We start from the raw sequence: 18,472 nt of genomic DNA on the forward strand, positions 1-18,472 counted from the left end.
GCGGCTCGCCCGGGCTCCGGTGATCTTGCAGTCCCGGGCGGGGCGACGGAGACTGCGGGAATGAGCGATGTGAGCCATCCGATCTTCGCCCGGCTCTATCCGCGGCTCGACGCCGGGTGCGCCAAGGCGGGCGGCGACGCGCACCGCGCCGAACTGCTCGCGGGCGCGTCCGGGCGGGTGCTGGAGGTGGGCGCCGGGTACGGGGCCAACTTCGCGCACTACCCGCCCGAGGTCACCGAGGTCGTCGCCGTCGAGCCGGAGCCGCGGCTGCGCGCCATGGCGGGGCGGTCGGCGGCGGAGGCGCCCGTCCCGGTGACGGTCCGGCCCGGCGTCGCCGAGGACCTCGACGTCGACGACGCCTCGTTCGACGTGGCGGTCGCGTCCCTCGTGCTGTGCTCGGTGCGGGATCCCGTCCGCGCGCTGGCGGAGCTGCGCCGCGCCCTGCGGCCGGGCGGCGAGCTGCGCTACTACGAGCACGTGCGCGGGTGGACGCCGGGCAAGACGCGGGTCCAGCGCTACACCGACGTGGTGTGGCCGTTCATCGCCGCGGGGTGCCACGTGTCCCGTCCGACGGACGAGCTGATCGCCCGCTCCGGGTTCACCGTCCGGGACGAGCGGCGCTTCGAGTTCCCGACGCCCGCGCGGGTCAACCCGGCGTCGCCGCACGTCCTCGGCACGGCCGTCCGCGACTGACGCCACGCGGGGTTCGTCACGAAGTCGCCGATGAGGTCCTCCGCATAAGGTCCCGCCGCCGGGGAAGATCCGCTTCCATGACCGAACAGGAGAGCGGGACGCGGAACACCGGTGGGGGCGGGGACGGGGACGGGACGTCCCACTCATCCTTCACCGCCGCGCTCCTCGCCGGGGCCGCCGCGCTCGGCGGGTTCCTGTTCGGCTACGACTCCTCGGTGATCAACGGGACGGTCGACGCGCTGAAGGAGCATTTCGGCCTGAGCGGGTTCGTCGTCGGGTTCGTCGTGTCCGCCGCGCTGCTCGGCTGCGCCGTCGGGGCCTGGTTCGCCGGGCCGATCAGCGACCGGATCGGCCGGGTCCGGGTGATGCTGATCGCGTCGACACTGTTCGTGATCAGCTCGCTCGGCTCGGCGCTCGCGTTCAACCCGGTGGACCTCACGTTCTGGCGGCTGGTCGGCGGCCTCGCCATCGGCGCCGCGTCGGTGATCGCGCCCGCCTACATCGCCGAGATCGCGCCCGCCGCGCTGCGCGGCCGGCTCGGCTCGCTGCAGCAGATGGCGATCGTCCTCGGCATCTTCGCGGCGCTCGTCGTCGACTACGTGATCGCCCGCGTCTCGGACGGCGGCGCCACCGGAACGTTCCCGTGGGGCGGCGGCGCCTGGCGGTGGATGTTCGCCAGCGCGATCGTGCCCGCCGTCCTGTGGGCCCTCATCGCCACGACGATCCCCGAGTCCCCGCGCTACCTCGTGAAGAAGCACCAGCCGGCCCGCGCCCGGCAGGTGCTCGCCCGGGTGATGGGGCACGGCGACGTGGACGGCAAGATCGCCGACATCGAGCGGTCGATCGCCAGCGACCGCCCGGTCAGGCTCGGGGACCTGCGCGGGTCCCGGCTCGGCCTGCTGCCGATCGTCTGGGTCGGCATCCTGCTGTCGGTGTTCCAGCAGTTCGTCGGCATCAACGTGATCTTCTACTACTCCTCGTCGCTGTGGCAGGCGGTCGGGTTCTCCGAGAACAACGCGATGCTCACGTCGGTGATCAACTCGCTGGTGAACGTGGTGTTCACGCTGGTGGCGATCGCGCTGGTCGACCGGGTCGGGCGGCGTCCGCTGCTGCTCGGCGGCGCCGCCGGGATGGCGGTCTCGCTCGGCCTGCTGACGATCTGCTTCGCGACCGCCCCCATCGTGGACGGCAAGCCGCACCTCGGGGGCCTCGCCGGGCCGGTCGCGCTCGTCTCGGCCAACGTGTTCGTCGCCTCGTTCGCCGCGACGTGGGGCCCGGTGGTGTGGGTGATGCTGGGCGAGATGTTCAACAACTTCATCCGCGCGTCCGCGCTCGCCGTCGCCGCCGCCGCGCAGTGGCTCGCCAACTGGGTGGTCACCACGACGTTCCCCGGGATCTCCGGGTTCTCCCTGGGCCTCGCCTACGGGATCTACACGGTGTTCTCCGTCCTCGCCTTCCTGTTCGTGATCAAGGCCGTCCCCGAGACCAAGGGCCGCGAACTGGAGGACATGGACAAGCTCGCCGCCCCGGGCGCCCGCGCCTGACGCCCGGCGGGGGCCGCCGCGCCGCCCGGCGGGGCCGCGGCCCGTCGGTTACAGTGGAGCCATGCCGTACGCGTTCGAGACGACGACGCCGGGTCACTCCCGGCGCCGCGACGGCATGTCCTGACCACGGGACGAGAGACCACGCGCGGAAGGGCCCCGGGAGCGATCCCGGGGCCCTTTCCGGCGTCCGGGACCGCCGCCCCGGCCCTCCACCACGAGAGGAGCCGCAGATGAAACCGGATGCGACCGGCGCGCACCCCGAGTCGATAGCATCGGAACCCGCTGACCCCTACCCATCACCCCGAGGAGTATCCGTGTCCGAGCTGCGCATCACCTTGGACGGGGGCGAGCGGGCGGTGCCGGCGGGCGCCACCGCGGGCCAGGCGCTGGACGCCGACGGCCGCACCGTGATCGCCGCCCGGGTCAACGGGGAGCTGCGCGACCTCGCGGCGGGCCTGCGCGACGGCGACGCCGTCGAGCCGGTCGAGATCGGCTCCGCCGACGGCCGCGCGATCATGCGGCACTCGGCGGCGCACGTGATGGCGCAGGCCGTCCAGGAGCTGTTCCCCGACGCCCGGCTCGGCATCGGCCCGCCCGTGGAGAACGGCTTCTACTACGACTTCGACGTCGCCGAGCCGTTCACCCCCGACGACCTCAAGCGCATCGAGAAGAAGATGCGCGAGATCGTCAAGCAGGGGCAGCGGTTCTCCCGGCGGCCGGTGTCCGACGACGAGGCCCGCGCCGAGCTGTCCGCCGAGCCGTACAAGCTGGAGCTGATCGGCCTCAAGGGCGCGGGCGCCGCCGAGGACGCCGCCGAGGGCGCGAGCGTCGAGGTGGGCGGCGGCGAGCTGACCATCTACGACAACCTCGACGCCAAGTCCGGCGACCTGCGCTGGAAGGACCTGTGCCGCGGCCCGCACCTGCCGTCCACCCGGGTCATCCCGGCGTTCAAGCTGATGCGCTCCGGCGGCGCGTACTGGCGGGGCAGCGAGAAGAACCCGCAGCTCCAGCGCATCTACGGCACCGCCTGGGAGTCCAGGGAGAAGCAGGACGAGTACCTGAAGTTCCTTGAGGAGGCCGAGAAGCGCGACCACCGCCGCCTCGGCGCCGAGCTCGACCTGTTCTCGTTCCCGAACGAGATCGGCAGCGGCCTCGCCGTCTTCCACCCGAAGGGCGGCGTCGTCCGGAAGGTCATGGAGGACTACTCCCGCCGCCGCCACGAGGAGGAGGGGTACGAGTTCGTCAACACCCCCCACATCACCAAGGGCGGACTGTTCGAGACCTCCGGGCACCTCGGCTCCTACAAGGAGGACATCTTCCCGCCCATGGAGGTGGACGGGGCCGAGTACTACCTCAAGCCGATGAACTGCCCGATGCACAACCTGATCTACCGGGCGCGCGGCCGGTCCTACCGGGAGCTGCCGCTGCGCCTGTTCGAGTTCGGGTCGGTGTACCGGTACGAGAAGTCGGGCGTGGTGCACGGCCTCACCCGCGTCCGCGGCATGACCCAGGACGACGCGCACATCTACTGCACCGAAGAGCAGATGGGCGACGAGATCAAGCGCCTGCTGAACTTCGTCCTCGGGCTGCTGCGCGACTACGGGCTGAACGAGTTCTACCTGGAGCTGTCCACCCGCGACGACTCCGAGAAGTTCATCGGCTCGGACGAGATGTGGGAGAAGGCCACCGCCGCGCTCCGCGACGCCGCCGAGTCCACCGGGCTCGACCTCGTCCCCGACCCGGGTGGGGCTGCGTTCTACGGGCCGAAGATCTCCGTCCAGGCCAAGGACGCGATCGGGCGCACCTGGCAGCTGTCCACCATCCAGGTCGACCCGAACCAGCCGGAGCGGTTCGGCCTGGAGTACCAGGCGTCGGACGGCAGCAGGCAGCGCCCGATGATGCTGCACCGCGCCCTGTTCGGCTCCATCGAGCGGTTCTTCGGCGTGCTGCTGGAGCACTACGCGGGCGCCATGCCGCCGTGGCTCGCGCCGGTGCAGGCGGTCGGCATCCCGATCGGCGACGGGCACGTCCCGCACCTGCGGAAGGTCGCCGAGCGGCTGCGCGAGCGCGGGATCCGGGTCGAGGTGGACGCCTCGTCCGACCGGATGCAGAAGAAGATCCGCAACGCCCAGAAGCAGAAGGTCCCGTACATGCTGATCGCGGGCGACGACGACGTGGCCGGGGACGCCGTGTCGTTCCGGTACCGGAGCGGCGAGCAGAAGAACGGCGTCCCGATCGCGGACGCGGTCGAGGAGATCGTGAAGGCGGTCGAGGCCCGCGTCCAGATCTGACCGGGCCGCCCGGGCACGTGGGAGAGGGACGCCGTGATGAGGACGAGGCGACGGGCGCGGCGCCCCCGGACCCTCTGGGTCCGGATCGCCGGGTACGGTGGCGCGGCGCTGCTCGCGGCGGCCGCCGTCGCCGTCCTCCTTCTCCCGCTGCTGGACGGCTCGAAGGGCGGCGCCCGCACTTCGCGCGCGGGCCCGTCCGCCCCGGCGACCGGCGGTTCGCCGGGCGGGAGCGCCCAGGTGGACCCGACGGAGGCGGCCCCGCGGCGCAACGGCGGCTCGCCCTACCCCGGCGGCCAGAACGGCGGCTCCGGCGGCGGGGACGGGGGCGGGCCGGAGATCCCCGAGCAGAACGGATCGTCCGCGCTCGGCTGGTGCCCGCGCGGGACGGCCTACTACCGGGCCGCCCGCGACGGGGTGGACGTCGCGATCTCCGTCGCGGGCAGCGGGGCCGTCCGGGCCGAGCTGGCCCTCCAGGGTTACGCGCCGCAGTCCCAGCAGACGACCGTGAAGGGCGGCGGGCCGCACACCTTCCACTTCCGGGGCGTCGCGCCGGGGCTCGTACGGCGGGTGACCGTCACGACCGTGTCGGTGGGGGTCGCGATGCAGACCTGCTACGCACGCGCCGCGGCGTGACCGGACGGCACGCGGACGTCCTCGACCGAGACGTTGACGGCCACGACCCGCATCCCGACCATCAGCCCCGTCACCCGCGCCACGTTCGCCTGGACGACCTTCGCGACGTCCTGGATCACGGTGCCGTACTCGACCGCGACGGAGACGTCGAGCGTGATCTCCTCGCCCGCCACGGCGACCCGGACGCCGCCCGCGCCGGGCCGCTCGACCAGCGCCGAGATCCCGCCGACCTCCCGCGCCGCAATGCCGGCGATCTTGCCGATGACCTCGTCCCCGACCGTGACGCGGCCCTCGACCGGCGCGCTGATGTCGCCGGACGACCCCTGCAGCGTCATCGGCAGCGCGTTCGCCCCCGAGGTCAGCGCGCTGGACTCCGGCGCGGGCCGTCCCGGGCCGCCCGCCCGCGGGGAGCCGGCGGACCTCGGCGCCCCGAAGGGCCGGACGACGGCGGCGGGCGGCGCGGGCAACGGCCCACTCTGCGCGGACGGCCCACTCTGCGGGGTGGGTCCGGTATGCGGGGGAGGGGTGCTCTGCTGCGGTGCCGTGCCCTGGCGGGTGTTCGGTCCGGGGAAGAACGGCTGGGGGCCGGTGTCCGGTCCCGGCTCGCCGTCGCCGGTAAAGCCCTTCTCAAGCCCGGTCATGATCGCTCCCCACGGTTCGGTCGGGGGACCATCGTGGCGGAGGGAGCCGCGCTGCGCCACGCGGAGGGCCGCAGACGGGCGCGTTTCGCGTGCGCGCGCCCGCGCGCACGCGAGGGAGCCCGGCTACAGGGCGCCGGGCGTCTCTCTCTATGCTGCTGGTCAGGCCGTGAACAAAAGGAGACCGCCGCCTTGAGCGCAGAGCCGGAGGAGTCCGTGGTGCAGCAGGGGCGCGAGGGCGCGTCCGGGGCCGGGGACGAGCGCGGGCCCCGCTTGGAGGAGCAGCGGGGCGGCGCGGGCGCGCCCGACAACTTCCAGCGGCTGTGGACCCCGCACCGCATGGCCTACATCAAGGGCGAGAACAAGCCCACGGGCGCCGGGTCCGGCGACGGCTGCCCGTTCTGCGAGATCCCCGGGATGTCCGACGAGGACGGCCTCGTCGTCGCGCGCGGCGGGTCGGTGTTCGCGGTCCTGAACCTCTACCCGTACAACTCGGGGCACCTGATGGTCGTCCCGTACCGGCACGTCGCCGACTACACCGACCTCGACGAGGCCGAGTACCTGGAGCTGGCCGTCTTCACCCAGCGGGCGCTCGCCGCGCTGCGCAAGGCGAGCGGCGCGCAGGGCTTCAACGTCGGGATGAACCTGGGCCTCGTCGCGGGCGCGGGGATCGCGGCGCACCTGCACCAGCACGTCGTCCCGCGCTGGGGCGGCGACACGAACTTCATGCCGGTCGTCGGGCACACGAAGGTGCTGCCGCAACTGCTGCGCGACACCCGGCAGCTCCTCGCCGACGCCTGGCCCGCGTCGTGACGCGGCGGGAGCGGCCGGTGCTGCTGTACGACGGCGACTGCGGCTTCTGCACGTCGTCCGTCCGGTTCCTGGAGCGGTACGTGCCGCACAGGGCGGAGCTCTCCGCGTACCAGTTCGCCGACCTGGAGGCACTCGGCACGACCGCCGAGCGCGCCCAGAGCGAGGTGCTCTGGGTGGACCGGACGGGCCGCGTCAGCGGCGGCGCCGAGGCCGTCGGACGCCTGCTGACCGACGCGGGCGGCCCCTGGCGGGCCCTCGGCGTCGTCATGCGGACGGTCCCGGTGATCTGGGTCGTGGAGGCCGCCTACCGGGCCGTCTCGAAGAACCGGCACCGCCTGCCCGGCGGGACGGCGGCGTGCGAGCTGCCCGCCGCCCGGCGCCCCGGCGCGGCCGACCGGGATCGCCCCAACTGACCTGCCCTGTTCCGCCGCCGGTGCGAGCCTGGGCCCGCACCGGCGGCCGTCCATCACCGGCCGCGTCCGCGCGGGAGGACCCGTCAGGACGAGCCCTTCTTCGACGGGGGCGGCGACGACGCCGCCATCAGCTCGGACACCGTGACGAACTCGAAGCCCTTGGCGCGCAGCCCCCGGATCATCGGGACGAGGTTCCGCAGCGCCACCAGCCGGTCGGGCTGCCCCGTGTCGTGCGCGAGGATGATCGTCCCCGGGTGGGTGTTGCCGACGATGTAGTCGACGAGCTGCGGCGGGTCGTTCTGGTACGTCTTCTCCAGCATCTTGATCGACCAGAGCGTGAGGCTGTAGCCGAACTGCCCGGCGGCGCTCAGCGTCGTCCCGCCGAGCCGCCCGTACGGCGGCCGCAGGTGCCGCGGCTCTTTGCCGGTGATCCGCTCGATGGCCGCGTGCGCCCGGTGGATCTGCCGGCAGGCGGCCTCGTGGCTGAGCAGCGCCAGGTCGGCGTGGCCCCAGGTGTGGTTGCCGGCCTCGTGCCGGTCCATCCGCCCGTGCACCAGCCGCGCGTGTCGGACCAGGCGCTCGCCGACCAGGAAGAACGTCGCCTTGACCCGCTCCTCGTCGAGGATGTCGTGGACCATCGGCGTCCACTTCGGCATGGGCCCGTCGTCGAACGTCAGCGCCACCAGCTTCTGCGACGTGTCGACGGACCAGGTGACGTCGACGTGGCCGTGGACCGCGGCGGGCGTCCACGGCCCGGCCTCCGGGATGGCCATCGCGGCGGCCTCGTCGACCTTGCGCGGCAGCGCGGCGCTGATCCCGGTGCCGAGCGCCAGCCCGCTCGCGGCGACGCCCAGACCCTTCATGACCTTGCGGCGCGTGGGCTTGGCGGGCGTGCCCTGCGCGTCGTGGTCCCCCGATTTTCTCATGACGAGAACAAGGATCCCACGGCGGCGCGGGCCCGGCCTCAACCTCCGGGCCGAGTTCTCGATCAGCCTCCGGGCCGAAGCGCGGTCAGCCTCTGGGATGACGCTCCGGCGCCGGGGTCCCCCGCGCCGGAGCGTCCCGGCGGGGTCAGCCGTCCCTGGAGTCGGCCGCGACCTTGTCGGCGAGCTGCGAGGGGAGCGGCTCGTAGCGGAGGAACGTCCGGCTGAACGTCCCGGTTCCCTGCGACATGGAGCGCAGGTCGATCGCGTAGCGGATGATCTCCAGTTGCGGCACCTCGGCCTTGATCATCGTGCGGCCGCCGGGCACCGCCTGGGAGCCGAGCACCCGGCCGCGCCGCGACGACAGGTCGGACATGATCGCGCCCACGTAGTCGTCGGCGATGAGCACGTCGACCTCGTCCACCGGTTCCAGGAGCAGGATCGGCACCTGGCCCGCCGCGTCCTTCAGCGCGAGCGCCCCGGCGGCCTGGAACGCCATGTCGGACGAGTCCACCGAGTGGGCCTTGCCGTCGTGCAGGGTGACCTTGATGTCGACGAGCGGGTACCCGGCGGACACGCCGCGCGCCATCTGCTGCCGGACGCCCTTCTCCACCGAGGGGATGAACTGCCGGGGGACCACCCCGCCGACGATCTTGTCGACGAACTCGAACCCCTCGCCGGACGGGAGCGGCTCCACGTCGATGTGGCAGATCCCGTACTGGCCGTGCCCGCCGCTCTGCTTGACGTGCCGGCCGAGGCCCTTCGCCGTCCCGCCGAACGTCTCGCGCAGCGGCACCCGCAGGTCGATCCGCTCGACCTCGACGCCGTACCGGGACCGCAGCCGGTCGATCAGCACGTCGGCGTGCGCCTCGCCCATGCACCACAGGACGAGCTGCCGCGTCTCGGAGTTGTTCTCCAGCCGGAGCGTCGGATCCTCCGCGACGAGGCGGCCGAGCGCCTGGCTGAGCTTGTCCTCGTCCGCCTTGGACTTGGCCCGGATCGCCACCGGCAGCAGCGGGTCGGGCATCGACCAGGGCGCCATCACCATGGGGGAGCCGGGATCGGACAGCGTGTCGCCCGTCTCGGCGCGGCTGAGCTTCGCGACCGCGCAGATGTCGCCCGCGATGCAGGACGTCGCCGTCCGCTGCGTCTTGCCGAGCGGCGACGTGAGCGCGCCGACCCGCTCGTCGACGTCGTGGTCCTCGTGGCCGCGGTCCGCCATGCCGTGCCCGGAGACGTGCACGGTGGTGTCCGGGCGCAGCGTCCCGGAGAAGACCCTGACCAGCGAGATCCGTCCCACGTACGGGTCGGACGTGGTCTTGATCACCTCGGCGACGAGCGGCCCGTCCGGGTCGCACGCCACCTGCGTCGCGGGGCCGCCCCGCACCGGGGTGACGGACGGGATGCCGTGTTCGAGGGGGGACGGGAACGCCTGGGCGATGACCTCCAGCAGCTCCTGCATGCCGATCACCGGGCCGGGGTGGTCGCCGTGCGGCACGGACGTGGCGAGGACCGGGTAGAAGCTGCCGCGCGCCACCGCGGTCTCCAGGTCCCCGATGAGGGCCTTGACGTCGATGTCCTCGCCGGACAGGTACCTGTCCATGAGGGACTCGTCCTCGCTCTCCTGGATGATCCCCTCGATCAGCGACGCGCGCTGCTCGGCGATCTGGTCGAGGTACTCCGGATCGGGGTCGCACTCGGTGCGCGTCCCGGTCGCGTAGTCGAGGCAGCGCTGCGTCAGCAGGCCGATCAGGCCGGTCGGCGCGTCCCCCGAGCCGACCGGGAAGTACAGCGGTGCGACGCCCTCGCCGAAGACGTCCTGGCAGCTCAGGACCACGTCGTCGAAGTCGCCGCGCTGCTGGTCGATCTTCGTGATGACGACCGCGCGGGGCATCCCGACCGCCGCGCACTCCTCCCACAGCATCCGGCTGAGCCCGTCGATGCCGTCCACCGCCGAGATCACGAAGAGCGCGGCGTCCGCGCCGCGCAGCCCGGCCCGCAGGTCGCCGACGAAGTCGGCGTAGCCGGGGGTGTCGATGAGATTGATCTTGACGCCGCCGTGCGTGAACGGGGCGAGCGCGAGGTTCACCGAGCGCTGCTGGCGCACCTCGACCTCGTCGTAGTCGCCGACGGTGGTGCCGTCCTCGACCTTGCCCGCGCGCTGCAGCGTGCCCGTCGCGGCGAGCAGCGCCTCGACGAGCGTCGTCTTCCCGGCGCCCGAATGGCCGACCAACGCGACGTTGCGCACCTTGTCGCATCCGCCGGCCTCCGGTGCCCTGCCGGGGGCTCCCGGGTGGCCTCCCTTGTCCGCCATGACTACCTCCTCGGACGGGTCTCCGCGCGTGTCGCGCGGGCAGGCCCGCGTGCGGTACCGGCCCGGCCCCGGCGCGGGGGCCCGGCCCTGACGTCCGAGTGCGGCGTCCGACCTCGTCCAACGTGCGTGACCGACGTCACACCCGTACCACCACCTTTTCCCGTGACGGGCGGGATCACAAGGGGTGGACGGCAATCAACTCCGATCTGTCCGGAGCGGGGCCCGGCAAACCGGGCCCCGCCCCCGGCCGCCCGGCTCCGCACGCCGCGGGCCCGCCTCCGCACTACGATGGGCGCGCCGCGGCGGACCGCGACGTCACGCGGCCGACGCCCCCACGGAAGAACGAGATCGGACGGCGATGCTCAACAACATCAGGCCCGCGCTTGAACGCGTCCTCACCCCCGTCGGAAACGCGGTCGCGCGGAGCGGGCTCTCGCCCAACGCCATCACCGTCGTCGGGACGCTCGGCGTCGCCGCCGGCGCGCTCGTGCTGTACCCGCGCGGCGAGTTCTTCTGGGGCACGATGGTCATCACCGCGTTCGTCCTGTTCGACATGCTGGACGGCGCCGTCGCCCGCGTCACCGGGAAGATCTCCAAGTTCGGCGCGTTCCTCGACTCCACGATGGACCGGGTGGCCGACGCCGCGATCTTCTCCGGGCTGATGATCGGCCTGTACCGCGACGGCCAGGACCTGCTCGCCGGGGTCGCCCTGTACTGCCTCGTCTCCGGGGTCGTGGTGTCCTACGCCAAGGCCCGCGCCGAGGGCCTCGGGTACACCTGCAACGTGGGCATCGCGGAACGTGCCGAGCGGCTGATCGTCGCGCTCGTCGCCGCCGGGTTCGACGGGCTCGGCGTCCCCTACATCCTCGCGGTCGCGCTGTGGGTGCTCGCCGCGATCAGCACGGTCACGGTCGGGCAGCGGTTCGCCACCGTGTACGCCCAGGCGCGGGACGCCGCGGCGGCGGCGCGGGAGCCGGAGCCGCACCCGTGACCCCGGCCCGGCCGCCGTCGCGCGGGACCGGTCCGTCGCTGCGCGACGAGGTGGCCGACGCCGCCTACGCGGTCGGCTGGACGGTCGTGCGGAAGATGCCGGAGACGGCGGCCAGGGTCGCGTTCGCCGCGCTCGCCGACCGCACCTGGCACCGCTACGGCTCCGGGGTGCGGCAGTTGGAGAAGAACCTGTGCCGCGTCCTCGGCAAGGACGCCGTCGACGACGAGGTCCGCGTCCTCAGCAAGAAGGTGCTGCGGTCCTACTTCCGCTACTGGCTGGAGGTGTTCCGGCTGCCCGAGTACGACCGGGCGCGGATCCTCGGCCGGATGCGGGTCACCGGCGAGAAGAAGATCTTCACCAACCTCGACTCGGGGCGCGGCGTGATCCTCGCGCTGCCGCACATGGGCAACTACGAGCACGCGGGCGCGTGGCTGGTGCACAGCGGGTACCCGTTCACCACGGTCGCCGAGCGGCTGAGGCCCGAGTCGCTGTTCGACCGGTTCGTCGAGTTCCGCGAGGGGCTCGGCATGGAGGTGCTCGCCCACCGGGGCGCGTCCGCCTACGGGCGGATGGCGCAGCGGCTCCGCGCGGGCCGCCCGGTGTGCCTCGTCGTCGACCGCGACCTCACCGCCAGCGGCATCGACGTGGAGTTCTTCGGCGCCACCGCCCGGATGCCCGCCGTCGCCGCCGCGCTGGCCGTCCAGACCGGCGCCGCCCTCATCCCCGTGACACTCTGGTACGAGGGGGAGTACTGGGCCGCGCGCGTCCACGCGGAGATCCCGGTGCCGGACGACGGCGGCAGGCAGGAGAAGATCCAGGCGATGACCCAGGATCTCGCGCGGGTCTTCGAGGCGGGCATCGCCGCCCACCCCGAGGACTGGCACATGCTGCAGAAGGTCTGGGTGGCCGACCTCGCGGACGAGGACCGCTGAGGACGGCGCCCGGCGAAGGGGGGCCCGATGAAGGTCGGCGGCGTATGAGGGTCGGCGTATGAGGGCCCGGTTCGCAAGGGCCGGCGTATGAAGGTCGGCGTATGAAGGTCGGCATCGTCTGCCCGTACACGTGGAATGTGCCGGGCGGGGTCCAGCAGCACATCGGCGACCTCGCCGAGGCGCTGATCGCGCTCGGCCACCGGGTGTCGGTGATCACGCCGGCGGACGACGGCGCGCGGCTGCCGCCGCACGTGACGTCCGCCGGTCGCGCCGTGCCCGTGCCCTACAACGGGTCGGTGGCGCGGCTGGCGTTCGGGTTCCGGTCGGCGGGCCGCGTCCGGCGCTGGATCCGCGAGGGCGGGTTCGACGTCCTGCACGTCCACGAGCCGACCGCGCCGTCGCTCGGCCTGCTCGCCTGCTGGGCCGCCGACGGACCGATCGTGGGCACGTTCCACGCCTCCTACGAGCGGTCGCGGGCGCTGTCGGTGATGTCGCCGATCCTGCAGAGCGCGCTGGAGAAGATCACCGGCCGGATCGCGGTGTCGGAGGCCGCCCGGACGAGCCTCGTCGAGCATCTCGGCGGCGACGCCGTGCTGATCCCGAACGGCGTCGCGACCGAGCGGTACGCGGTGGCCGACCCGCTGCCCGGCTGGTCCGGCCGGGCGGACGTCCCGCGCGGCCCCGCCGACCCGGCGGCGCTCGGCTTCCTCGGCCGGATCGACGAGCCCCGCAAGGGCCTGGACGTCCTGCTGCGCGCGTTCGAGGCGCTCGCCCCGGCGCGGCCCGGCCTGCGGCTGCTGATCGCCGGGCCCGGCGACGCCGACGACGCGCTCTCGCGCGTCCCGCCGGGGCTGCGCGACCGGGTCGTCGTGCTCGGGCTGGTCAGCGAGGCCGACAAGGTCCGCGCCTACCACTCGGTGGACGTGTTCGTCGCGCCGAACCTCGGCGGGGAGAGCTTCGGGATCGTCCTCGCGGAGGCGATGTCGGCGGGCGCGCCGATCCTCGCCAGCGACATCGAGGCGTTCGACCGGGTCCTGCTCGGCGGCCGGGCCGGGGAGCTGTTCCCGGCGGGCGACCACGCGGCCCTCGCCGCGGCGGCGGGCGGGCTGCTGGACGACCCGGCGCGCCGCAAGCGGCTGTCCGCGGAGGCCCGCGCCGCCGTCCGCGCCTACGACTGGTCCGCCGTGGCCAGGGACGTTCTCCGCGTGTACGAGACGGTGACGCTCGCCGGGGCGGGCGCCCGCGTCGTCGAGTCCGGCCTCGGGGCCTGACGCATGTCCTACGACTGGATCATCGACGTCCTGTTCTGGGTCGCCGTCGTCTTCCTGGTCGGCGTGTACGTGTCGTGGCGCGCCACCCGGCTCGACCGGCTGCACGTCCGCGTCGAGACGGCCCGCGCCGCGCTGGACGCCGCGCTCGTCCGGCGCGCCGCCGCCGCGCTGGAGCTCGCCGCGTCCCGGCTGCTCGACCCGGCCGCCAGCCTCGTCCTCGCGACCGCCGCGCACGAGGCCCGCACCGCCGACGCCGACAACCGCGAGTTCGCCGAGAGCGACCTGTCCCGGGCGCTGCGCGCGGTCGTCGACCAGCCCGACTTCGCCGGCGCGCTCACCGCCGGGGCCCCCGGCGACGGGGAGGCGGCGCTGGACGAGCTGACCTCGGCCGCCGCGCGGGTCGGCTACGCGCGCCGGTTCTACAACGACGCCGTCCGGCAGGCGCGGGCCGCGCGCCGCAGGCCGCTGATCCGGGTGCTGCCGCTCGCCGGGCGCGCCCCGCTGCCCGACTTCTTCGAGATCGACGACGACCCGCCCGGGGCGTGACCCCGCCGCCCGTCCGGGCCCGTACCGCGGACGGGGACGGACGCATCCGGGCGTTCGCTACCCTCTAGGACTCTCTGGGCGACCGGACAAAGGAGGGGCAGATCGTGCGATCCGTCTTGGGCAGCACCGTCAGGGGCCGGGGGGCCGCGTGGTTCGGCCTGCTCGCGCTCGGCGCCGCCGCGCTGTCCGCCTGCTCGGACTCCGGCGGCCCGAAGTCGGCGGCGCCGCCGAGCAGCACGGTCGCGCCCAGCGACAGCCCGGCGCCGGTCCCGGCGACGCATCCCTTCAACGGAGGCACGAAGGGGCTGACCAACCCCGTCCTCGCGGTCAAGGTCGAGAACACGCGCCCGGCGCTGCCGCAGAGCGGGGTGTCGGCCGCCGACATCGTGTACGTCGAGCAGGTCGAGGGCGGCGAGACGCGGCTGATGGCGGTGTTCTCGTCCCGGCTGCCGAAGCGGGTTGGACCGGTCCGCAGCGCCCGGATCTCCGACCTGCACATCCTGCCGCAGTTCGGCCGCCCCGCCTTCGCGTTCTCCGGCGTCCAGAGCAAGATGAAGAAGTACGTGCGCAAGGCGCCGCTGTACGACCTGTCCCAGGAGTCGGCGGGCGCCGCGTACTTCCGCTCCGGGGCGCGGCGCATCCCCTACAACCTGTACGCCGATCCGAGGGACCTGCTGAAGCAGGCGCCGAAGGCCGCCAGGCCGCGCGACATCGGGTTCCGGTTCGGGGAGGCCCCCGCGGGCGGCAGGCCCGTCAAGTCCTTCACGGCGCGGTGGCCCGCCGCGACGATGGGTTTCACCTGGTCGGCCAAGCAGAAGCGGTGGCTCGCGAGCTGGGGCGGACGGCCCGACGTCGCCGCCGAGGGCGGCGTCCTCGGCGGGCGGACGGTCGTCGTCCAGTACGCCAAGACGACCCGGTCGAAGTTCCACGACTTCCTCGGCAGCTACACGCCCCTGATCCACACCACCGGGACGGGACGGGCCGTCGTCCTGCGGGACGGCAAGGCGTTCAACGCCAAGTGGTCGCGCCCGTCCGAGAGCCAGGGGACGACCTACGCCGCGGCCGACGGAACGCCCGTCAACTTCGCGCCCGGCCAGGTCTGGGTCGTGCTCGTCAACGACGGGAAACCGTACATCCCGTAACCGGCGTGCCGCCCGCGCTGACACTATGCGGGTCGAGACGCCTGACGAGCAGGCAATACCATGGAAGGGACTTATCGTCCGTGTAGTGAGGAATGCCCGTGTCCACTTCCACTCCCGTCCCTGAGAACGCCGCGCCCGAGATCGGGACCGCCCGCGTCAAGCGCGGCATGGCGGAGATGCTCAAGGGCGGCGTGATCATGGACGTCGTCACGCCCGACCAGGCGAAGATCGCCGAAGACGCGGGCGCGGTCGCCGTGATGGCCCTGGAGCGGGTGCCCGCCGACATCCGCGCCGAGGGCGGCATCTCGCGGATGAGCGACCCCGACATGATCGACGGGATCATCTCCGCGGTGTCCATCCCGGTGATGGCGAAGGCCCGCATCGGCCACTTCGTCGAGGCCCGGGTGCTGCAGGCGCTCGGCGTCGACTACGTCGACGAGTCCGAGGTGCTCACCCCGGCCGACTACGAGAACCACATCGACAAGTGGGCGTTCACCGTCCCGTTCGTGTGCGGCGCCACCAACCTCGGCGAGGCGCTGCGCCGCATCACCGAGGGCGCGGCGATGATCCGCTCCAAGGGCGAGGCCGGCACCGGCGACGTCTCCAACGCCACCACGCACATGCGCGAGATCCGCGGCGAGATCCGGCGGCTGCAGAACCTGCCGGAGGACGAGCTCTACGTCGCCGCGAAGGAGCTCCAGGCCCCGTACGAGCTGGTCAAGGAGGTCGCGGAGGCCGGGAAGCTGCCCGTGGTCCTGTTCACCGCCGGCGGCATCGCGACGCCCGCCGACGCCGCCATGATGATGCAGCTCGGCGCCGAGGGCGTCTTCGTCGGCTCCGGCATCTTCAAGTCCGGCAACCCGGCCCAGCGCGCCGAGGCGATCGTGAAGGCCACCACCTTCCACGACGACCCCGGCGTGATCGCCAAGGTGTCCCGCGGGCTCGGCGAGGCCATGGTCGGGATCAACGTGGCCTCCCTCGCCGACGACCAGAAGTTCGCGGGCCGCGGCTGGTAACCGGATCGGGGTACCCCTCTCCACACCGGCCCCTGACAGGGTTTACGCTGGCGGCGCGGCCGGTGGGGAGCGGGGCTCCTCGGGCGGTGCCCGGCCGCGGGAGGGGTTGAGCATGGCTTGGTCGGTCGCGCTGGCGTGCGCGAGCGCGGGTGAACCCGCGGAGGTGTTCCGGCCGGGGCTCGTGCCCGACCCGGACGCCGCCGCCGCGATCGCGCGCGGCCTGTACCCGGCGGACACGCTGACGGAGACCGGCGACACCGTCCTCGACTTCGCGCTGTGGCCCTACGAGGACGAGCTGTTCGTCGGCGCGTTCGAGCGGGCGCTGCTGCTGTGCGACCGGCGGCTGTTCGGCCTCGACGACGACGCCCGCCGCATCGCCGACACGGCGGCCGCCGCGCTGCCCGGGTCGCGCTGCGGGGTGCTCGTCCTGCAGAACATGATCCACGGCTGCTGGTTCCGCTGGTACGAGTCCGGCGAGCTGCGCCGGGACGTGTTCGTCACGGCCGAGGACGGCGTCGTCGTCGACCAGGGCGAGCGGCTGCCCGCCGAGCGCCCGTTCTGGCGGGCGATCGACGCGGGCGCGCCCGACGTCCCGCTGCCGTTCGACCCGGAGGAGTTCGGGCTCGCGCTCGCGCAGGAGCACATGTTCGGACGCGGCATCGCCGACCGCGGCAAGGACGGCTTCCTCCCGCTGGAACTGCCGCTCCGCCGTTTCAAGCACGCCTGACACGCTTGTTCCGGGCGGCCGGGGGAGTCCCGCCCAGGCGGACGATCGCCGTGGCGGTGGGAAGAGCCGCGCCGTCTTGGAACGTTGTACGGAACGTCTAAGGTTGGACGATCTCCACGACCCCCGGGAAGGTTCGACGTGACCGCTGTGCCCACGATCGGTGTCCTCGCCCTGCAAGGCGACGTGCGCGAGCACACGCGCGCGCTGGAGGCGGCGGGCGCGCGCGCCCTGAACGTGCGCAGGCCCGACGAGCTGGAGCGCGTCGACGGGATCGTCCTGCCGGGCGGGGAGTCCACCACCATGTGGCGCCTCGCCCGCTCCTTCGAGATGCTCGAACCGCTGCGCAAACGCATCGAGGCGGGCCTGCCCGCGTACGGCTCCTGCGCCGGGATGATCATGCTCGCGGACCGCATCCGGGACGGCGTCGCGGGCCAGGAGACCGTCGGCGGGATCGACATGACCGTGCGGCGGAACGCGTTCGGCCGCCAGGTCGACTCGTTCGAGTCCGCCGTCGAGTTGACCGGCATGGGGGACGCGCCGTACCACGCCGTCTTCATCCGCGCGCCGTGGGTCGAGTCGGTCGGAGAGGCCGTGGAGGTACTCGGACGCACCGAGAGCGGTCCGAGCGCCGGTAGGATCGTCGCCGTCCGCCAGGGGCGCCTCATCGCGACCGCGTTCCATCCGGAGCTGACAGGCGATTTCCGCGTGCACCACTACTTCGCCGATCTGGTGCGCCGGGCGACAGAGGAGGAATGACAGATGTCCGGCCATTCCAAATGGGCGACGACCAAGCACAAGAAGGCTGCCCTCGACGCCAAGCGGGGCAAGCTCTTCGCCAAGCTGATCAAGAACATCGAGGTGGCGGCGCGCACCGGCGGCGGCGATCCCGACGCCAACCCGACGCTGTACGACGCCATCTACAAGGCGAAGAAGAACTCCGTCCCCAACGACAACATCGAGCGCGCGCGCAAGCGCGGCGCCGGTGAGGAGGCCGGAGGCGCCGACTGGCAGAACATCACCTACGAGGGCTACGCGCCCGGCGGCGTCGCGATCCTGATCGAGTGCCTGACCGACAACCGCAACCGGGCCGCGTCCGAGGTCCGGGTGGCGCTGACCCGCAACGGCGGGTCCCTCGCCGACCCCGGCTCGGTCTCGTACATGTTCAACCGCAAGGGCGTCGTGATCGTCCCGAAGTCGGGCACCAGCGAGGACGACGTGATGATGGCCGTCCTGGACGCGGGGGCCGAAGAGGTCAACGAACTCGACGAGGACAACTTCGAGGTCGTCAGCGAGGCGGGTGACCTCGTCGCCGTCCGCACCGCCCTGGTGGACGCGGGGATCGACTACGAGTCGGCCGAGAGCAAGTTCCTGCCGACCGTCACCGTCCCGCTCGACGAGGACAACGCCAAGAAGGTGTTCCGCCTCCTCGACGCCCTGGAAGACTCCGACGACGTCCAGGACGTCTACGCCAACTTCGACGTCCCCGACGACGTCCTGGCGGCGATCGACGCCTGACCTGGGCCTTCCGCCGACGCCGCCGCCCGCCCGGGGCGGCGGCGTTTCGCGTCCGAGGCATGACGTAACG

At 73.0% G+C, this 18,472-nt stretch carries 18 protein-coding genes; 15 read left to right on the forward strand and 3 right to left on the reverse strand.

Annotation, left to right across the window (positions count from 1 at the left end; all coding sequences use genetic code 11):
* Nucleotides 1-60: 60 nt before the first annotated feature.
* The 4 genes from FXF65_RS41445 to FXF65_RS41460 all read left to right on the forward strand — a co-directional run bounded on the left by FXF65_RS41445 (nucleotide 61) and on the right by FXF65_RS41460 (nucleotide 5,161).
* Complete coding sequence (locus tag FXF65_RS41445; RefSeq protein WP_148355965.1) at nucleotides 61-693, forward strand: class I SAM-dependent methyltransferase; 633 nt, start codon at nucleotides 61-63, stop codon at nucleotides 691-693.
* Nucleotides 694-770: 77 nt separating this feature from the next.
* Entirely contained in the window at nucleotides 771-2,237 is a 1,467-nt protein-coding gene (locus FXF65_RS41450) for a sugar porter family MFS transporter (protein WP_148355966.1), read from the forward strand.
* A 314-nt stretch (nucleotides 2,238-2,551) separates the two neighbouring features.
* Nucleotides 2,552-4,528: a threonine--tRNA ligase gene (gene thrS / locus FXF65_RS41455; protein WP_246199453.1), complete on the forward strand. Its 1,977-nt coding sequence runs from the start codon at nucleotides 2,552-2,554 to the stop codon at nucleotides 4,526-4,528.
* 36 nt (nucleotides 4,529-4,564) lie between these two features.
* Nucleotides 4,565-5,161, forward strand: coding sequence for a hypothetical protein (locus tag FXF65_RS41460; RefSeq protein ID WP_148355968.1), 597 nt, complete (start codon nucleotides 4,565-4,567; stop codon nucleotides 5,159-5,161).
* Here FXF65_RS41460 and FXF65_RS44965 read toward each other — a convergent pair.
* The gene (locus FXF65_RS44965; RefSeq protein ID WP_222869022.1) at nucleotides 5,140-5,802 is read right to left on the reverse strand and encodes an Asp23/Gls24 family envelope stress response protein; all 663 of its coding nucleotides are present in this window, start codon (nucleotides 5,800-5,802) and stop codon (nucleotides 5,140-5,142) included. The genes FXF65_RS41460 and FXF65_RS44965 overlap by 22 nt on opposite strands.
* Nucleotides 5,803-6,072: 270 nt before the next feature.
* Here FXF65_RS44965 and FXF65_RS41470 point away from each other — a divergent pair, with 270 nt between their 5' ends.
* Nucleotides 6,073-6,612 (forward strand): HIT family protein, encoded by a 540-nt coding sequence (locus tag FXF65_RS41470; protein WP_246199462.1) that lies wholly within the window; start codon nucleotides 6,073-6,075, stop codon nucleotides 6,610-6,612.
* A 17-nt stretch (nucleotides 6,613-6,629) separates the two neighbouring features.
* The gene (locus tag FXF65_RS41475; protein WP_246199455.1) at nucleotides 6,630-7,025 is read left to right on the forward strand and encodes a thiol-disulfide oxidoreductase DCC family protein; all 396 of its coding nucleotides are present in this window, start codon (nucleotides 6,630-6,632) and stop codon (nucleotides 7,023-7,025) included.
* An 83-nt stretch (nucleotides 7,026-7,108) separates the two neighbouring features.
* On the opposite strand, the gene FXF65_RS41480 is transcribed toward FXF65_RS41475, so the two are convergent.
* Together FXF65_RS41480 and FXF65_RS41485 are read right to left on the reverse strand one after the other, a co-directional pair.
* Nucleotides 7,109-7,951, reverse strand: coding sequence for a polysaccharide deacetylase family protein (locus tag FXF65_RS41480; RefSeq protein ID WP_148355970.1), 843 nt, complete (start codon nucleotides 7,949-7,951; stop codon nucleotides 7,109-7,111).
* A 145-nt stretch (nucleotides 7,952-8,096) separates the two neighbouring features.
* Nucleotides 8,097-10,262 carry an elongation factor G-like protein EF-G2 gene (locus FXF65_RS41485; protein ID WP_148355971.1) on the reverse strand — a complete coding sequence of 722 codons (2,166 nt, stop codon included), beginning with the start codon at nucleotides 10,260-10,262 and terminating at the stop codon, nucleotides 8,097-8,099.
* Between the two features lie 358 nt (nucleotides 10,263-10,620).
* On the opposite strand from FXF65_RS41485, the gene pgsA reads away from it, so the two are divergent.
* From pgsA to FXF65_RS41530, 9 genes are all read left to right on the forward strand, one after another.
* Nucleotides 10,621-11,253, forward strand: a complete 633-nt coding sequence (gene pgsA / locus FXF65_RS41490; RefSeq protein ID WP_148355972.1) for a phosphatidylinositol phosphate synthase — start codon at nucleotides 10,621-10,623, stop codon at nucleotides 11,251-11,253.
* A complete protein-coding gene (locus tag FXF65_RS41495; RefSeq protein WP_281289007.1) occupies nucleotides 11,250-12,185 on the forward strand; it encodes a phosphatidylinositol mannoside acyltransferase in 936 nt (311 codons plus the stop codon). The genes pgsA and FXF65_RS41495 overlap by 4 nt, the downstream gene beginning before the upstream one ends.
* A gap of 101 nt (nucleotides 12,186-12,286) precedes the next feature.
* The gene (locus FXF65_RS41500; protein ID WP_148355973.1) at nucleotides 12,287-13,456 is read left to right on the forward strand and encodes a glycosyltransferase family 4 protein; all 1,170 of its coding nucleotides are present in this window, start codon (nucleotides 12,287-12,289) and stop codon (nucleotides 13,454-13,456) included.
* A gap of 3 nt (nucleotides 13,457-13,459) precedes the next feature.
* Entirely contained in the window at nucleotides 13,460-14,002 is a 543-nt protein-coding gene (locus tag FXF65_RS41505; RefSeq protein ID WP_148355974.1) for a hypothetical protein, read from the forward strand.
* A 104-nt stretch (nucleotides 14,003-14,106) separates the two neighbouring features.
* Nucleotides 14,107-15,144, forward strand: a complete 1,038-nt coding sequence (locus FXF65_RS41510; protein WP_148355975.1) for a DUF3048 domain-containing protein — start codon at nucleotides 14,107-14,109, stop codon at nucleotides 15,142-15,144.
* 92 nt (nucleotides 15,145-15,236) lie between these two features.
* Complete coding sequence (gene pdxS, locus FXF65_RS41515; protein ID WP_148355976.1) at nucleotides 15,237-16,160, forward strand: pyridoxal 5'-phosphate synthase lyase subunit PdxS; 924 nt, start codon at nucleotides 15,237-15,239, stop codon at nucleotides 16,158-16,160.
* Nucleotides 16,161-16,272: 112 nt separating this feature from the next.
* Nucleotides 16,273-16,887, forward strand: a complete 615-nt coding sequence (locus FXF65_RS41520) for a DUF6928 family protein (RefSeq protein ID WP_148355977.1) — start codon at nucleotides 16,273-16,275, stop codon at nucleotides 16,885-16,887.
* A 138-nt stretch (nucleotides 16,888-17,025) separates the two neighbouring features.
* A complete protein-coding gene (pdxT, locus tag FXF65_RS41525) occupies nucleotides 17,026-17,643 on the forward strand; it encodes a pyridoxal 5'-phosphate synthase glutaminase subunit PdxT (RefSeq protein ID WP_148355978.1) in 618 nt (205 codons plus the stop codon).
* 3 nt (nucleotides 17,644-17,646) lie between these two features.
* Entirely contained in the window at nucleotides 17,647-18,402 is a 756-nt protein-coding gene (locus FXF65_RS41530; protein WP_067894429.1) for a YebC/PmpR family DNA-binding transcriptional regulator, read from the forward strand.
* Nucleotides 18,403-18,472 lie beyond the last annotated feature (70 nt).

Origin of the sequence: Actinomadura syzygii, assembly GCF_008085905.1 — a bacterium.
In the GTDB taxonomy this organism is placed as follows: Bacteria; Actinomycetota; Actinomycetes; order Streptosporangiales; family Streptosporangiaceae; genus Spirillospora; species Spirillospora syzygii.

Bases quoted from the DNA above. Each gene is read 5' to 3' on its own strand.
- FXF65_RS41450 (WP_148355966.1), top strand. From the start codon at position 771: ATGACCGAACAGGAGAGCGGGACGCGGAACACCGGTGGGGGCGGGGAC.
- FXF65_RS41445 (WP_148355965.1), top strand. From the start codon at position 61: ATGAGCGATGTGAGCCATCCGATCTTCGCCCGGCTCTATCCGCGGCTC.
- FXF65_RS41530 (WP_067894429.1), top strand. From the start codon at position 17,647: ATGTCCGGCCATTCCAAATGGGCGACGACCAAGCACAAGAAGGCTGCC.
- pdxS (WP_148355976.1), top strand. From the start codon at position 15,237: ATGCCCGTGTCCACTTCCACTCCCGTCCCTGAGAACGCCGCGCCCGAG.
- FXF65_RS41460 (WP_148355968.1), top strand. From the start codon at position 4,565: ATGAGGACGAGGCGACGGGCGCGGCGCCCCCGGACCCTCTGGGTCCGG.
- FXF65_RS44965 (WP_222869022.1), bottom strand. From the start codon at position 5,802: ATGACCGGGCTTGAGAAGGGCTTTACCGGCGACGGCGAGCCGGGACCG.
- FXF65_RS41485 (WP_148355971.1), bottom strand. From the start codon at position 10,262: ATGGCGGACAAGGGAGGCCACCCGGGAGCCCCCGGCAGGGCACCGGAG.
- pgsA (WP_148355972.1), top strand. From the start codon at position 10,621: ATGCTCAACAACATCAGGCCCGCGCTTGAACGCGTCCTCACCCCCGTC.
- FXF65_RS41480 (WP_148355970.1), bottom strand. From the start codon at position 7,951: ATGAGAAAATCGGGGGACCACGACGCGCAGGGCACGCCCGCCAAGCCC.
- FXF65_RS41500 (WP_148355973.1), top strand. From the start codon at position 12,287: ATGAAGGTCGGCATCGTCTGCCCGTACACGTGGAATGTGCCGGGCGGG.
- FXF65_RS41505 (WP_148355974.1), top strand. From the start codon at position 13,460: ATGTCCTACGACTGGATCATCGACGTCCTGTTCTGGGTCGCCGTCGTC.
- FXF65_RS41520 (WP_148355977.1), top strand. From the start codon at position 16,273: ATGGCTTGGTCGGTCGCGCTGGCGTGCGCGAGCGCGGGTGAACCCGCG.